The organism is Crocosphaera sp. XPORK-15E (genome assembly GCF_034931425.1).
GTDB lineage: Bacteria > Cyanobacteriota > Cyanobacteriia > Cyanobacteriales > Microcystaceae > UHCC-0190.
In genome coordinates this window covers 1-16,401 of the sequence record NZ_JAYGHQ010000007.1, presented here as the reverse complement: position 1 = coordinate 16,401, position 16,401 = coordinate 1, and the positions used below count along the sequence as shown (strand labels likewise).

Here is a 16,401-nt window from a genome sequence, read left to right as displayed (position 1 = left end):
AAGCGAAGATCAATTTTGTTTTTGCGAGGGGTAATTCATGAATTACCCCGACAGATTCAGATATTTAGATTAGAATAGAAAAGGAAGTCTAAGACTAAATTATTATGCTAATCCAATCACCCCAAACGACTAAAATTGATTCTCTTGAAGATTATCGAAAATTACAGGAAACCTCAGAATTTAAACATGAATATCATAATGGAGAAATTATCGCAATGACTGGTGGCACACTTAATCATAATGCAATCATTATAAACCTGATTTTTTGCTTAAAATTAGCTTTGGGTAAAACAGATAATTACATTTATTCTAGTGATCTAAGATTATGGATTCCTCAATATAGTCGAGGGGTTTATCCTGATATTATGGTTATTTCAGGACAACCTATTTTTAATGAAAATCGAACGGATGAAATTATAAATCCTTGTCTAATTTTTGAGGTATTATCTCCATCAACTTCTAGTTATGATAGGGGAGATAAATTTTTATATTATCGCTCAATTCCTCAATTTAAAGAATATATTTTAATCAGTCAATCTGATTATTTAATTGAACATTATACGAAAATAAATGACCATCAATGGTTATTACAAGATTATCAAGATCAAGAGGGAATAATTCACTTAAATTCGGTAAATATTGATTTAAAAATTTCTGATGTCTATGACAATCTTAAGATATAAAATCATTAATTTGTACCCCAAAAATACGACAGAAGATAACTTGTAGGGGTCAACGGCCGTTGACCCCTATTCTCTAATGATTTACTGTTAAAAACTCAGTTTCATCAATAGTATCAACAACATTATCTTTAGATTTTGGTTGATATTGACTAGCAATTAAAGCTACTAAAAACCACCATAATGTATTAACTTGGGGACGATACCAAACAGTATCAAACATCCCTTGGGCCAATAATCCGGCCATGGCAGCGATCGCAGCAATTATCCAAAAAGCATGAGGGTTATTTGTATCCCTTAATCGTTGGATTTGTTGTACTCCTTGATTAACAGTTACTACAATTAACCAAACAAAGATACTTAACCCAATAAACCCAGTTTCAACAGCAGTTTCTAAGAGGACAGAATAAGAACTTAAAGCACTATATTTAGGACTCATATAGAGGGGATAAATCTTATTAAAAGCACTGTTTCCTGGGCCAATACCAATTAAAGGGCGATCGCGGATCATTTCTATTACGGCCATCCACACATTCATGCGGAAATTATTACTACTATCTTGTCGTCCGGCAAAAATACTCATCACCCTCCCTCTTAAGGGATCAACTGATATAATTGCTACGAAAAGTAAGCCGCCTAAACTCCCAAATACAACAGGTAATAACCACTTACGCCAAAAGGGAGAAAGATTGTTTTTAAACCAGACAAAAAACAATAAGAAAAAAGCGACAAATAAAGCCATTATGGCAATCCAACCGCCCCGACTACCTGTAAAATAAAGACAAGCAATATTTACCATTACCATCGTAGCAGCTAATACTTTAGGTAATAATCCTTTCCAGACGAAAAGAGCAGAAATACTAAAAGCAATGGCTGGTAAAATATAGGAAGATAGTAAATTAGGATTTTCTAAATAACTATAAACCCTGGTTGCATTGGCAAATTCAGAGGTAGGATCATTCCAGGTTGCTAATTGTTCTACTCCAAAAATTTGCTGTCTCACCCCATAGGAACTGACCAATAAACCGATGCCTAAAATGACGCTAATTAACCAATTAGTTAGACGAGGCGATCGCAAAATTCGAGCCGAGAAAGCAAAAAATATCAAATACAATGTCAATTTAATAAACCCGGCAAAAGCTGCTGCTTTAACCGGAGAAAAAGCCACAGCTACCGCAGAAATTCCCCAATAGACGAACACTAAGAGATGAATGGGGGTTAGTCCTGGTTTTTGGGTATCAGAGACAGTTAACAGTACCCAATAAGCGGTAATAGCGGCTAACCAGACTCCGATTAACCCTGTGGTGACAAAGGGGCTAAAAAGAAAGACAATACTTAACAATAGCGCACCAATGGCCTCTCCCCATTGTAGAAGAAAGCTGCCCTGTCGCCATTGACTGAATAACCCAACGATACGATAGACATAACTAGCATTTAGCCAGGTTTTCGCGGAAAAGTAAGAGAGGGTAATTTGATCCCAAGTTGAATTCATGAACCATTACCAAAGATGATTAGTTATTAGTTATCGGTGATCGGGTTTCGTTTTGTCAACCGATTATCACGAAAATGCCCTTAAGTGGCGTTGTAATAGGGGTTGATAAGAATTGATGCTTTTTTGTTCCCTGGGTTATCATGATAGATAGTCTTTTTTTGCTTGATTAACCTGAATTATGATAAATTTAATTATAAAAGGTTTAAAAACAATACTTGCTAAATTCTGACATGAGCAAACCAATATTTATTGTAGCAATTTTGTTTATTTCATCGACCCTAACTTTAAGTGTTCATCGTCCATCATTTTCGGCTGAAACTTGCACGCCTTTAGTAGCTGTTGGTGGGGAACCAGGGCAAACTATTGTACAAAAAACTGTATCTGCGCCTAGTATTCCTGTTGGAATTGCTAGTTTAAAAAGAGATAACTGGAATACGGATTTTGCTGTTGATAGTAATGTTAAATACAAGAGATTTGTCGCTACTTTAATACCAGAAAGTAGCGGAACTTATTCAATTAAAATGTATCTCAAATACAATCAAGGAACGGCAGATGAAGTTTATAACAACAAGCCTAATCTTTCTTCTGGTAAATCTTTAACCATGTCAGGAAATTCCCGTAATAATGAACAACCTTATCAGATAAACTTGTTTGTAGGTGATGCCGAATCTATTGCTAAATCCTATAGTATTTCAGTTAAAGGTTGTCGATAATTCTCATTGTTTAAGGGAACAGGCTTCGACAGTGAGATCATGGCGAAGCCTCATGAGTCCAAGAAATGCTATAGTTTAGATACTTAAGGAGGAGAAAAAATCATGAAGATTTCATTAAATAACCATCAAATAGAAGATTTAAGAAAATTCTTTCAAGAGGTTGATAAAGATAATAATGGGAAAATTGACCCACAAGAATTAAGAGAATTATTAGAAACGATTTGGGGAAAAGAAACGGATATCGATATCACATCAGCAGTTCAATCAACCTTTAATAAATGTGACCTTAATCATGATGGTTTTATTACTTTTGATGAGTTTGTTTCTTTAGCTAATTAAGCTTCTGATGTTTTTACTTTACTCTTTTTACTGGCAAGAATTCCTTTAACTATCTTAGGAATTTCTCCAGGACTTTGAACAATTTTGACCTTAGCTTTTTTTAACGCAGCAATGGTTTTATTTTCCGTTGTTTCTGCTTTCATTTTATAGGACAATTGGCTGGCGATAATACTGGTAGCGTCCCCAAAATTCCGTTCAAAAGGCGCATAAATTCCAGGAATATAAGCAATAACAGGTTTTTCAATCCCTGACTCGATATATTCTGCGGCCAAAACTTCCCCACTACTATTAGGTTGTCCCAATAACACGATAATCTCCGTCGTCTCATCTTCCTCCATGATCTGTAACCATTGCTCAAAATCTGAGCCAATAATCCCATCACTCCCTAAACTAACGGCTAAAGACTGACCGAAACCGGCCTGGGTTAATTCCCTGGCCACCTCATCAATAACGCGATCGCAGCGACTAATTAGCCCAACGGGGCCAACGCAATAAAAATCCGGTTCCATGATCCCCAACCAAAACTGATCAGGAACTAATAAACCCCCACTGCCCGATCCCAAAACAAACGTATTATTTGCTTGAGCTTGAGCTAATAACTTAACCATATCCAGTGGTGGAACCCCAGCAGTGATAATGACTAGCTGTTTAATACCAGCGGCGATCGCCTCTAAACCAGCATCCAAGACTTGATAGGGAGGGGTAAAAATCAAGCTGATCTCAATTTCCCCTAACTGTTTCACCGCTTCTTCCACCAAAGTAAAGACAGGAATACTGTCAATTTCTGGGGTTTCTCCTTCTAAACTAATCCCTGCTACTATATTTGTCCCTTGGCCCTTCATACGAATGGCATAATCTGCTCCTAGAACGTCCGTAATGCCTTGAATTAAAATTTTACTATCTGCTTGCCATTTCATAAGGTATTTTCGTCTGGGTTAGTGCTGTGACATCCTCCCACGCACGACCTAATCTTCGTGCGGGGAACCTCCCTAACTCACGATAGGGCATTCCTGGTTATTCCCGTTTACACGAGGTTTCGCCACTTATCTAGAACACATTGGTACAAGCGATGAGTACATCTCCCACTGTTGGTTCCCCGACAGAACGACTAATCAGGCGTTTTCGTTTCCCAGAGTCCCTGGGTAGTTTGTCTGATTTCTACAATTTTTTTTCGTATTTCCCAAGTTCGGTCGGCCCCGTCTTGCGACTGTCTTTCACTCTCATCTTGGATGGATACATTCCAACTTCGGCTCAATTGGTGGTTTTTACCTTACGGCCACTTCTACCTTATCACAAAAACCCTGCCCTGGCTTTCATCCCTCGATTTTCGTTCCGAATAGCGGGGATTTCTCCCTCCCGAACTCGTTAATCATGCTTTAGAACCTGCCAAAGTAGCCGTTTTTTCAACCGCGCTTTTGAGATCTTCGAGCCAATAAATCGGTAAAACCGCCACTGTCTCTTGTATTTTCTCCAAATTTCCCCCGATCAACCGTATCACTAATTGAAAGGGTTGTACTTTGGTTGGCGTGGGTTTTCCCCGTTTCCGAGGCACATTTGTGCCAGTGGGCCGAGGTAAACGATCTTCAGTATTTTGTTGATTGACAAAGGGTTGACAATAGTCAGCGATGACTTGGGCCGCCATTTCGGAGGTTGAACCATTTCCCAAAATATTAATCAAAACGACTTGTAATTCTGGCAATTTCAGCATCTTTTCTAAAGCAATATCGAGTTGTTTCGCGAAAGATGTGGTGCTGCCCTTTTCTTCAATGACAAAGGCGCAAGCGGGTTGACTTTTTTGATGTACCAACAGATCCCAAGTCGTTAAGGTTAGTCCCCAACTATTACAAATAATCCCCACATTGCCCTCACCCTGAGAAGTTCCCACCCACCGAGGTTTTTGGGAAGGGGTTTGCCCCATCATTTGAACAGGGGAGAGGTTAGACTTATGTTCGCCGTTAGGGGTTGCTAAACAGAGCAAATCTAGATGACGAGATAAGGCGGTATCGTTGACCGTAATTTTCCCATCGAGGGCCATCACCTCTCCGGCCGCACTGACGGCCAGGGGATTAATTTCAACTAAATCCAGGTCTTTTTCGATGAATAGTTGATACATCTTTTCAACTATCGCACTAATACCATGAATTAAGCGACCTTTCAAGCCCATTTTGGTCGCTAACCGACGGGCATAAAAGGGAGAAAAGCCCTGATCTAACACGACTTTGTGCATATGGCTGAGCAGAGTTTCCACATCAATTCCGCCCCTAGCCGATCCCAATAAAACCGGACACTGTAGCTGATAATCTAACAGAATTGAGAGAAAGAATTCTTCTTGAGCATCATAACGCGCTTCTGCGAGGATTACTTCTGGATATTCCCCAAGAATGGGCAAACTAAAAATAGCTTGAGCGGCGGCTACTGCATCAATGGTATTTTGGACAAAGCGAATGCCTCCGGCCCTCCCCCTTCCCCCGGAATGGACTTGAGATTTTAATACCACAGGATAGGGAATATGGAGGTGTTTGAGTTCACTAAGATTGGCAATGGGTTGAGAGGGCAAAATCGGGATGCCCACCTGATGAAACAGTTCTTTAGCCTGATATTCCAGTAAATCCATATTTGATGTTTTGTCCTTGGCGGGAGTTAACGAACTCCTTTGAGTGTGTCCACTTTATCGGTAAAGAGTTCTGAGAAAAGACTCAGCACAGTGCGATCTTCCCGAATTTTAATGTTAACACTGACGGACATTCCTGATTGGAGAAGAATCTCTCGATCGCCGCTTCTGAGAACTTGTTCATTGAGTTTAATTTTAGCAGGGAATCGATAGAAACGATGAATTTCATCGGGTTCTAAGGCATCTGAACCAATAGAAAGAACTTCTCCTTTAATATCCCCAAATTCGCTAAAAGGAAAAGAATCAATCCGCACATCAGCTTTCTGGCCGACCTGCACAAAACCAATATCTTCATTAGTAATATCCACCTCAGCCACCAGGCTATCATCGGGGACAATTTTTAGTAAGGGTTCCGTTTGGTTTGGGGAAGGAACATAACCAGGTGCTGCGTTTAAATCAAACACAATTCCACTAACCGGGGCTTTAATCGCTTGATATTTTAATGTTACTTTGGCCCGACTAATTTGACTGCCTAATTCAGCGATGCGTTTGTCATTTTCTACCACCACTTTATTTAATTGACTGTCAATTTCCGCAATTCTTTCTTGGTTATCTGACATCTTATCTCGGACATCTTTCTCACTCAATGTTACCGTGTTGGTTAATCTGGCTTTAGCTTGATTGATCGCTAATTCAAAGCGTCTTTCTTCTTCTGTAAAACGTTCAATCTCTTTGGTTCGATCTTGGACTTGTTGCCGTTGTCGATCATATTCAATGGTGCCATTAGCAATTTGTTCTGTTAATCGTTGTTTTCGTTCCGTAATAGTTTGTCGTTGTCTTTCAACTTGGAGTCGGGCCACTCCCCCTTCTTCTTGTAAGGGTTCAATATCGGCGAGAATTTTTTCGTCAATGGCTAAGGCTTTTTGAGCATCTGCTAATGCTTCTTTATTTCGTTGTCCAATTGCGTCGAGAACTTTGCGGTCATCGTTTAATTGTTTTTTGGCATCAGCTAACTGCGCTTGAGTTTGTCTGAGTTGTTTTTCTAATTGTTCCATCTCTAATTGGGCTGCAGATTCACGGGAAGAGGCTTCCCCTAGGGCCGCTTGCAGTCTGGCCCGTTGATCAGGGCTTAAGTTGGCCCCTGGAACGTTGTTCCCTAATTGAATTTGATAAAGTCGAGTTTCTGCCATCAAAGCTGTACGGTTACGGGCCAAGGCGGCGACTTCTACGGGTAATTTGAGTTTAATAATCTCTCGTTCTACTTGTAGGGGATCTAGAGATTGATCCATTAAGGTACGATAAAATCTGTTTTCTTGTTCGAGGGACTGTCTGACTTTTTGTAAGGAAACTAAGTCAGCAGTGCTGGCTTCTGAATCTAAAGTAACAATAATGTCTCCTGCCTTGACATGATCTCCATCTTTGACAAAAACTTCTTCGACAACGCCATTAACAGGAGCCTGAATTTCTTTAACAGTTGCTTGAGGTTTGAGTTGTCCTTTAGCGGCGATCACTTGTTCAATTCTGGCGATCGAAGCCCAAAGAAGACTGGCCGTTGTTACCCCAATAATCGTCCAAACCACTCCCCGTGACCAACTGGGAGATTGACGCAGGATCACTGCTTGTTCAGAGTTGATGGAGGCTAACAAATTTTGACCGAGGGGATCATCATTAAATTTCTGGGTAGTGGTGAGGGTAGAATTTGACCCATTTTGGTTGGACTGGGTGAGATTCTTCTCTGTCTCTTTATTTCCGTTGGCTTGACTCATAATATTTTGGGAAATCTTACAATTACTGATTTGCTTCTTGTTGTTGATAGAGGTAATAATATCGACCTTTCATGGCCATTAATTCTTCATGGGTTCCTTGTTCAACCACTGACCCTGAATCCATCATAACAATTACATCGGCACTTCTAATGGTACCTAAACGGTGAGTAATAAAGAAGACCGTGCGATCGTTAAAGGCTTTCAAGAGGTTTAAACAAACTTGTTGTTCAGTGGCATAGTCTAAGGCACTGGTAGCCTCGTCTAAGACGAGAATCCGAGGATTTTGCAGAACGGAACGAGCGATCGCAATCCGTTGTTTCTGTCCCCCAGAAAGGGCTGATCCTCTTTCCCCTACTTTTGAATTGTACCCTTGAGGTAGACCCATGATAAACTCATGAGCCGCAGCTACTTGGGCCGCTCCGATAATTTCCTCAGTGGTGGCATCAGGGTTGGTTAGAGCAATGTTCTCCTGAACTGTGCCATCAAATAATAGGGTTTCTTGGGGAACAACTCCCACCTGACGACGTAGGGAATATAGTTCCACTTTAGCAATATCATAACCATCAATCAAAATTCGCCCAGATTCTGGTTCATATAACCGCGAAATTAATTTAGTGAGGGTACTTTTTCCGGCACCACTTCCCCCCACAACAGCAATAAAGGTTCCGGCAGGAAAATCAATGTTAATGTTCTGTAGTTGTAGGGGCCCATGTTGTTTAAAGCGGAAACAGATATTTTCGTATTTAACATCTCCCTGAACCGCAGGCATGGGAATGTTTTGGCGATCGCGTTCTGCTTCTTGGGGGGTATCGACAATATCCGCTAACCGTTCTAAGGAGAGGGCAGTTTCTTGGAAGTTTTGCCAGAGTTGAGTTAACCGTAAAATGGGAGAGGTAACATAACTAGAAATAATCCGAAAGGCGATTAATTGTCCTAAACTCAGTTCTCCTTCTAACACTAAATAAGCCCCCACCCATAACACTAATAACCCGGACAGTTTATTGAGGAAGCTACTGATAGAACTGGCTAAGGTAGAAGTAATAACTGTATTAAACCCTGCGGAGACATAACGGGAATATTTATCTTGCCATTGCCACCGCGATCGCAGTTCAATATTCTGAGCTTTAACGGTTTGTATCCCTGACATTACCTCGACTAAATAGGATTGGGTTTGGGCGTTGCGTTCCGCTTTTATCCTGAGTTGACGGCGAATTGTGGGGGAAAAGACTAAGGTCATGGCCACAAAAATCGGGACAATAGCCAGGGCCACTAAGGTCAAAATCGGGCTATAAAAGATCATCACCGCAATATAAACTACGGAAAAAACCGCATCTAAGACCACCGTTAAGGCGGTTCCGGTGAGAAACTGACGAATATTTTCTAATTCATTCACCCTAGTCGAAATTTCCCCGACTGGTCGCTTTTCAAAATACCGTAAGGGTAAACGTAATAAGTGATCGATAATTTCTGATCCCAAACTCATATCAATGCGGTTGGTCGTATCCACAAACAAATAAGTTCGTAATGTGGTTAAAACCGCTTCAAAAACCGCAATAATTAGGAGAAAGAACCCTAAGACTTGTAATGTATCCGCACTGTTTTGTACAATAACCTTATCAATGATCACCTGAATCATTAAGGGATTAGCTAACCCGAATAGCTGCACAAAGAAGGATGCGATAAAAACTTCAATTAATACCCGACGATATTGTTTTAAGGCTGGAATAAACCAATGTAAGCCAAACCTTTCTTGGGGGGTTTCTTTTGTCATTTGAAGTAACAATACTTCCCCACTCTTTCCCCAGGTATCTAAAAAGTCCTTGGGACGACGACGAACGATGCCAATTTCCGGCACCGCCACGATGACTTCTTTCTCACTGACATCGTACAAAATCGCTAAACTATTTTGCCAGTTAATTAAGGCCGGAGTTTTTAATTGCGTAAAGGAGGAAGCCGGAATCTTAATTAATTGGGCATTGAGTCCCATTAATTCCGTAATGGCACCACAAAGGGGCAATGATAAACTCCCCGTCCGTTGTAATTGTTCAACCAAAATGCGACGAATCACATCCCGACGGTAGGGCATCCCAAAATATTGACTGAGCATTTGAAAACAAGCCGAGCCAATGTCTACAAGGGTTTTTCCCTTAATAAAAGGATAATTGTTTCTTTTTCGTCCTTCTTGGGATGATTTGGGTAGGGGAGATTGCCCCACCAGTTCAGCATCCGCATAGGGGATATCTTTTGCCACTGATGAGGAGACTAAACCTGATTTATCAGCCGCTTGGGGGTGGTGATCTGTCGTCTGGGGTGAGGAAGTTGGAGACAATGGGGGAGGAAAGCCTACTAAACGCACGGGCTGATTTCCCGTAATTTTTGTCTTAAGATTAGTGATGTTGGTTAAACTGCTGCCCACGGGAAAATTTTCCATTTCCCCACCACCACTGACTAACCAAATTTTGCCATTTTGTGGGGGAAGATTTTGGGCGGATAAGGGTTGGTCTAGGGGGAGATAATAAACCTGAGTATCTTCTAAGACTTCTTGGGCCAAAGATTTGAGATCTCCTTCTCCTTGGGCCTGTTGTTCCAGGTAAACCCCTAATAAGTCAAAGATTTCTACCAAACTACATTGGTCTTTAAAGGTCGCTTTGAGGGCGGGATATTTTTCGATTAAGGCCTGAAAATCTTCTTGAGAAATGGTTAAACCGACGGATTCTGTGGAGGCGATCGCGGTTTCACAGGGAACCCCCCGCACCCAATTAACCGAACCCATGATCGACCCTGGTTTGAGTAATTCTAGGGTACTGGGCATTTGGGTTCGAGGATCATACCCTAAAAGTCGCGCTTGTCCTTCTATGAGAATGGTCAGGTGAGAAGATACTTTCCCTCGCATGAGAATCACTTGACCCATGCGATAACGCCAGATCTGACATTTTTGGGCTAAATCTGCAATTGCTGAGTCTGGGAGTTGCTCAAAGGAGGCTAAATGACGAAGAAAGTCTTGTATCTCAGTGGTTGTATGAGTCATAGTTAAGTTGGCATTTTGGGAGTTTGGAAGTTTGGGAGTTTGGGAGTTTGGAAGTGATAGAGATTGATTTTCCTGATCCCTCCTACACTTTCCCCTCTCCCCACACTTCTTTTTAGGCTTGTGTTATTTCAACGGCTTCTATTATGGGGGAGAAAGTAACATTTTGTTGAGTTTGGGCTAACAACCATCCTTGAAATAATTCATTGATCAGTCTTTGTCTGGTGGCTTCATCTAGTTGGGCTGACACATATTTTTCTAAGCGTAGAATAATCCACCACTCTCCGACTCGCGTTGGGGGTGATAATTGTCCGGGGCGACTAGCAGAGAGGATTTGAGCTATTCTTTCGTGAGGAACATTCAGTTCCACCGGGCCAATTAGTCCTCCTGTTTGGGCTTCTGAGCCTTCGGAATATTGTCTGGCCAGTTCGGCAAAACTATTTTCTCCTTCTTGAATCCGAAAATAAAGTTCTTGGGCAATGCCTGCTTCTTTCGTCCGAATCAGGGAATAAACCACCCGATCCAGTTGCCCTTTACATTTGACAAAGTAGGTATCTAATTTGTCGCTCCAGGTGAGTTGTTTAAATTTCTCAATTTTTAAGTCCCGAACACTTACCACTTCTAATTGTTGAGGGGTCATGCCATGATACTCTAACCAAGCTTTTAACTGAGCTTCGTTGGTCAGTTGGTTCTTTTGATAAAACTGTTGTTGAGCTAGGGCTGTTTCTTCTGGAGTACAGGTGATGTCGGCGATCGCTTGATCGATGATAATTTCTTTGGCCAATTGGGGCAATAGTCGATACTCTGCCAATAAGGGATATAAATCCTCGTCTGAGATCTCTTGATCGCCAATTTGCAAGACAATACTCATTTTTTTCCCGTTCTTCTGTGGGTGACAATCTCAGTTTTTTTACCGAGAGAGACAGTCAACAATCAATGTTGGCTATCAGGGGTTAGGATTTCTGGACAGACAAAATCAAATGACTTCAAGGTTATCTAGTAGAATTTACCCCATAGTCAATCTTAAACGAAAAAAGTCACTTGTATTGATGTAAAATCAAACGGTTTCCCCCAGGATCATAACCATAAATTTCTCTCCCATGGGACGCTGTATTGATGTTTCCAGGAGGAGAATAACCCATCTCCGTCAACAAAGCGATCGCGGTTTCTAAATTTTCAACTTCTAAACACAAACTCAACCCACTCCCTAATGAGTTACTAAACTCCTGTTGATGACTTGGTTGGGGCTGAAAAATACCCAACCTTAACCCTGAAATCTGAAATTCTGCATAACGGCCTGGTTGATAAGGGTGAGGGGTTTGGGATAAAAGTTGATGATAAAATTGCACCACCTGTTCAAAGTTTGTGGCGGCTAAGGTGACAAAGGCGTTACTATAAGCCAATCCCATTATTCTAAAAGGGTTAAAATTTCTACACCCGTTTCTGTGACGGCAATGGTATGTTCAAACTGTGCCGATAATTTACCATCTTTGGTAATAGCCGTCCAACCATCATCTAGAATAATACCTTCCCAGGTTCCTTCATTGATCATCGGTTCAATAGTAAACACCATACCTGGCCGTAACCTTTTACCTTTTCCTCTTGTACCATAATGAGGAACTTGGGGGGCCGTATGAAAAACATTACTAATACCATGGCCCACAAAATCCCGCACCACTGAAAAGCCTTGAGGTTCCGCACATTCTTGGATAGCAGCCCCAATATCTCCAATTTTGCCCCCAGGTTTAACGCTTTCAATGGCTTGCATTAAACATTTTTCTGTCACTTCTACTAATTTTTTAGCGAGAGGGGAAGGGGTTCCTACGATAAAAGTTTTGGAAGTATCACCATAATAACCATCTAAAATTGGGGTGACATCAATGTTAATAATATCCCCCTCTTGAAGAATTTGTTTCTCGTTAGGAATGCCATGACAAATGACATGATTAATGCTAGTGCAAATAGATTTAGGAAAGCCATGATAGCCTAGAGGTGCGCTTTTTGCCCCATGAGCTTGTGTCCATCTTTCCGCCTCATCATTAAGTTCTAAGGTACTTACCCCAGGTTTTACCATGGGGGCCAAATGTTCCAGTAACTGCGCTGCTAAACGTCCGGCCCGACGCATTTTTTCAATTTCTCGCTTAGATAATAGGGTGATGGTTTCTCCCATGGGTTTTGTCTGAGAATGTTTAAATATAAAGTTTCTACTATGATAACAAAATTTGGTTCTCAATTAACATCAATTCTGGTTATAAGATTAAATATTCTCTTTAGAACTCCAATGGGTTCTCCTTGATTGTTTTTTACATAAGATTCATCTTCAAAATAAATTAAATGATATTTTCCTGTGAAGAGATTTAAAATATTATTAATCCGATAAAATACTTTATTTCTTTGAAATCTAGTTCTAATTGTGTCATTGCTTAAATGAGATTTTTTAAATAGTTTCAGTGGAATTTTAGTACAAAACCAATCAAATTCTGCCCAGTAATCAATCCAATAATGAGTATCAAGTTGATTAGTTGAATTTAATTCAATCAAATTTGCAAGACATTTTGAAACAATATTTTCAATTAACTTGGATTCTTTTTTTGACAAGAAAACTAAATTATTCCCAAAAGAAATAAATTTGACAGGTTTCGGACAAGACAGTAAAGTATGTCCCAAAGATTCCGCCCCAATTACCACCCCAAAACTATGAGCAATGATAATTATTTCATCATAATCCTGATTGCTTAAAATAGGATTTAAAATACTTAAAACTCGATTTCGCACACTAATTCTGAGAGGATTTGATTTAAGATATTCCTTGGTAAAGTGAGAAAGTTCTAAACCTAAATTAATTGGCTCAGAGATAGAAAAAGAAAATAACCAGGCAATCACTAAACCCCAAGCAAACCACTGTATATTAATCCAAGTAGATTTCAAACACCACAAATATAAACTATTGATAAAATCTAAAATATTGTCAGAGATAATTGATAAAAAAGCTACCGAGGTTTGTCCTGTAAAATTAATTAATATTATTATTAATAATAAAGTATTAGCTATGATCCATATTATTAAAATAATCAATGACAATAAAGAGTAAATAACCAAGAGAGGTGAATTGCGAAAAGTTGACCAAATACGAGAAAAAGTCCAATAACCTAATAACCATATACTTAAGAATAATTTTTGTAAATTATTAGAACTGATTTTTGGGATATCTTCTGTCCAATCAACTTCATAAATATCAAGAATACAAGTAGTTAACTCGACTTGCTTGATCTGAAGATTATCCTGAGTTAATTCTCGGTAAGCTTGAAAAAATTTGTATTTTCTTTGTATTTTATCTAATAAAAAGTTAGACAAACCATGATATTTAAACCCAGGGATAAAAATAACTGCTTTTTTGAGTTTAACTGCGGGTTGCCTAGCATCAATAATAATCATCATGACCTATAAATAATGCTAAATTAAAGTGTTAACAATTTTCTAAGTAGCAGAATTACTTTCAAGTTTATAGAATCTTAGCAGCGTTTTGGGAAAATCGATATTACAATTAAGTTACAGTAGGCTAATTTCTGCAAACTCACCCCAACCACACCCTCTATGACCGACGTTCCTGTTTCTCGCATTCGTAACTTCTCCATCATCGCCCATATCGATCACGGTAAGTCCACCTTAGCTGATCGGATGTTGCAAGTGACTAACACTGTCGCACAACGACAGATGAAAGAGCAATTCCTCGATAATATGGATTTGGAACGGGAACGGGGGATTACCATCAAACTCCAAGCCGCACGGATGAATTATACAGCCAAAGATGGTGAAAAATACGTCCTCAACCTCATTGATACCCCTGGCCACGTTGACTTTTCCTATGAAGTCTCCCGTTCTTTGGCAGCTTGTGAAGGGGCCTTATTAGTGGTAGATTCCTCCCAAGGGGTAGAAGCGCAAACCCTGGCCAATGTTTATCTTGCCTTAGAAAATAACTTAGAAATTATTCCAGTTTTAAATAAAATTGACTTACCAGGATCTGAACCCGAAAGGGTGGCCAATGAAATAGAAGAAGTCGTGGGTCTAGATTGCAGTAATATCATTAAAGCCTCTGCTAAAGCAGGAATTGGGGTGGATGAGATTTTAGAATCTATCGTTCATCTGGTTCCTCCTCCCCAGGATACGGTGAATGAACCCCTAAGAGCTTTAATTTTTGATAGTTATTATGATGCCTATCGGGGGGTTATTGTTTATTTTCGGGTCATGGATGGTCGGGTGAAAAAAGGCGATCGCGTCCGTTTAATGGCCTCTGAGAAAGAATACGTAATTGATGAATTAGGGGTTCTCTCCCCTAACCAAATTCAAGTAGATGAACTCCACGCCGGAGAGGTAGGCTATTTCGCGGCTGCGATCAAAGCCGTAGAAGATGCCAGGGTGGGCGATACCATTACCTTATCGCAAAAACCGTCAAAAGAACCCTTACCAGGCTACACAGAAGCAAAACCCATGGTCTTCTGTGGGTTATTTCCCACTGATGCAGATCAATATGGAGACTTGAAAGAAGCCCTAGAAAAGCTAAAACTTAACGATGCTGCCCTTTCCTATGAACCCGAAACTTCGAGTGCTATGGGGTTTGGTTTCCGTTGTGGGTTCTTGGGTTTACTGCACATGGAAATTGTCCAAGAGCGTTTGGAAAGGGAATATGACCTCGATTTAATTACCACGGCCCCCTCTGTTGTTTATCGAGTTACCACCATTGATGGGGAAGTATTTGAAATTGAAAATCCCAGTTTGCTACCCCCTCCCCAAAAACAGGAAAAGGTGGAAGAACCCTATGTTCAGGTGGAGATGATCACTCCAGAGGCCTATGTGGGGACTTTGATGGAATTGTGTCAAGGTCGGCGCGGTATATTCAAGGATATGCGCTACTTTACCCTATCCAGAACCGCCGTAATTTATGAGTTACCTTTAGCAGAAGTGGTGACAGACTTTTTTGATCAATTAAAGTCAAGAACCAGGGGTTATGCCAGTATGGAATATCATTTGATTGGCTATCGAGAAAATCCCTTAGTTAAATTAGAGATTCTGGTTAATGGTGATAGTGTGGATGCTTTGGCCATGATTGTTCATCGGGATAAGGCCTATTATGTAGGTCGTGCTTTGACAGAAAAGCTCAAAGAATTGATTCCTCGTCATCAATTTAAAGTTCCCATTCAAGCGGCCATTGGTGCCAAAATTATTGCTAGTGAACATATTCCCGCCTTACGAAAAGATGTCTTGGCCAAATGTTATGGTGGGGACATTTCCCGTAAGAAGAAACTGCTGCAAAAACAAGCCAAAGGGAAAAAACGCATGAAAGCGATCGGTACTGTAGATGTTCCTCAAGAAGCTTTTATGGCTGTCCTAAAATTAGACCAACAATAAGTATTATTACTTAATATTTTTCAAGAATTGTAACTAGAGACATTGCATGAAACGTCTCTAGATTTTTTTGCCATAATAAAAACTATACCGAGTTTAGAGACTTATTTTGATGTGAAAGTCTTGGTTGATGAGGAATGGCAGCCCGCCTTGACCCAATAATAAAAGTTAAGCCTTATTAATAATTAATTTTCTTGAGAGATCGCGCCGACATTCGGTTTATCATAATAATATCAAGATAGAAAGACCTTTCCATCTGAGGTTTAATTTTTAACTAACAATGTCCAATGAGATCTGTCATGTTTTGCTGATAGAAGATATAGCGTTTCTCGGATTCATGAGGTACAGTAACAGCGATCGCCAAACTCAAAC

General features: G+C 40.2%; 13 protein-coding genes. 4 read left to right on the top strand and 9 right to left on the bottom strand.

The features are described 5' to 3' along the window. The first annotated feature begins 104 nt into the window (after positions 1–104). Positions 105–683 carry a Uma2 family endonuclease gene (locus VB691_RS08420; protein WP_323291042.1) on the top strand — a complete coding sequence of 193 codons (579 nt, stop codon included), beginning with the start codon at positions 105–107 and terminating at the stop codon, positions 681–683. A 73-nt stretch (positions 684–756) separates the two neighbouring features. Here the strand turns inward: VB691_RS08420 and VB691_RS08415 are convergent, their stop codons facing one another. Next, positions 757–2,172: an IctB family putative bicarbonate transporter gene (locus tag VB691_RS08415; RefSeq protein WP_323291041.1), complete on the bottom strand. Its 1,416-nt coding sequence runs from the start codon at positions 2,170–2,172 to the stop codon at positions 757–759. Between the two features lie 230 nt (positions 2,173–2,402). Here VB691_RS08415 and VB691_RS08410 point away from each other — a divergent pair, with 230 nt between their 5' ends. Together VB691_RS08410 and VB691_RS08405 are read left to right on the top strand one after the other, a co-directional pair. Then, positions 2,403–2,885, top strand: a complete 483-nt coding sequence (locus tag VB691_RS08410; protein ID WP_323291040.1) for a hypothetical protein — start codon at positions 2,403–2,405, stop codon at positions 2,883–2,885. Positions 2,886–2,987: 102 nt separating this feature from the next. Continuing rightward, positions 2,988–3,224 carry an EF-hand domain-containing protein gene (locus tag VB691_RS08405; RefSeq protein WP_323291039.1) on the top strand — a complete coding sequence of 79 codons (237 nt, stop codon included), beginning with the start codon at positions 2,988–2,990 and terminating at the stop codon, positions 3,222–3,224. Here VB691_RS08405 and VB691_RS08400 read toward each other — a convergent pair. The 8 genes from VB691_RS08400 to VB691_RS08365 form a co-directional block, all read right to left on the bottom strand. Beyond that, complete coding sequence (locus tag VB691_RS08400) at positions 3,221–4,141, bottom strand: CoA-binding protein (RefSeq protein WP_323291038.1); 921 nt, start codon at positions 4,139–4,141, stop codon at positions 3,221–3,223. The two genes, VB691_RS08405 and VB691_RS08400, sit on opposite strands and share 4 nt — an antisense overlap. Positions 4,142–4,593: 452 nt before the next feature. Then, complete coding sequence (locus tag VB691_RS08395; protein ID WP_323291037.1) at positions 4,594–5,838, bottom strand: ATP-grasp domain-containing protein; 1,245 nt, start codon at positions 5,836–5,838, stop codon at positions 4,594–4,596. A gap of 26 nt (positions 5,839–5,864) precedes the next feature. Next, complete coding sequence (locus tag VB691_RS08390) at positions 5,865–7,601, bottom strand: HlyD family efflux transporter periplasmic adaptor subunit (RefSeq protein ID WP_323291036.1); 1,737 nt, start codon at positions 7,599–7,601, stop codon at positions 5,865–5,867. Between the two features lie 22 nt (positions 7,602–7,623). Next, the gene (locus tag VB691_RS08385) at positions 7,624–10,629 is read right to left on the bottom strand and encodes a peptidase domain-containing ABC transporter (protein ID WP_323291035.1); all 3,006 of its coding nucleotides are present in this window, start codon (positions 10,627–10,629) and stop codon (positions 7,624–7,626) included. Positions 10,630–10,741: 112 nt separating this feature from the next. Beyond that, positions 10,742–11,497 (bottom strand): peptidylprolyl isomerase, encoded by a 756-nt coding sequence (locus VB691_RS08380; protein WP_323291034.1) that lies wholly within the window; start codon positions 11,495–11,497, stop codon positions 10,742–10,744. Between the two features lie 166 nt (positions 11,498–11,663). After that, a complete protein-coding gene (locus VB691_RS08375; protein ID WP_323291033.1) occupies positions 11,664–12,035 on the bottom strand; it encodes a VOC family protein in 372 nt (123 codons plus the stop codon). After that, positions 12,035–12,796 (bottom strand): type I methionyl aminopeptidase, encoded by a 762-nt coding sequence (gene map, locus VB691_RS08370; RefSeq protein WP_323291032.1) that lies wholly within the window; start codon positions 12,794–12,796, stop codon positions 12,035–12,037. The genes VB691_RS08375 and map overlap by 1 nt, the downstream gene beginning before the upstream one ends. 59 nt (positions 12,797–12,855) lie before the next feature. After that, positions 12,856–14,064, bottom strand: a complete 1,209-nt coding sequence (locus VB691_RS08365) for a hypothetical protein (RefSeq protein WP_323291031.1) — start codon at positions 14,062–14,064, stop codon at positions 12,856–12,858. A 156-nt stretch (positions 14,065–14,220) separates the two neighbouring features. Here VB691_RS08365 and lepA point away from each other — a divergent pair, with 156 nt between their 5' ends. Then, positions 14,221–16,032, top strand: a complete 1,812-nt coding sequence (gene lepA / locus VB691_RS08360; protein WP_323291030.1) for a translation elongation factor 4 — start codon at positions 14,221–14,223, stop codon at positions 16,030–16,032. The last annotated feature ends 369 nt before the right edge of the window (positions 16,033–16,401 follow it).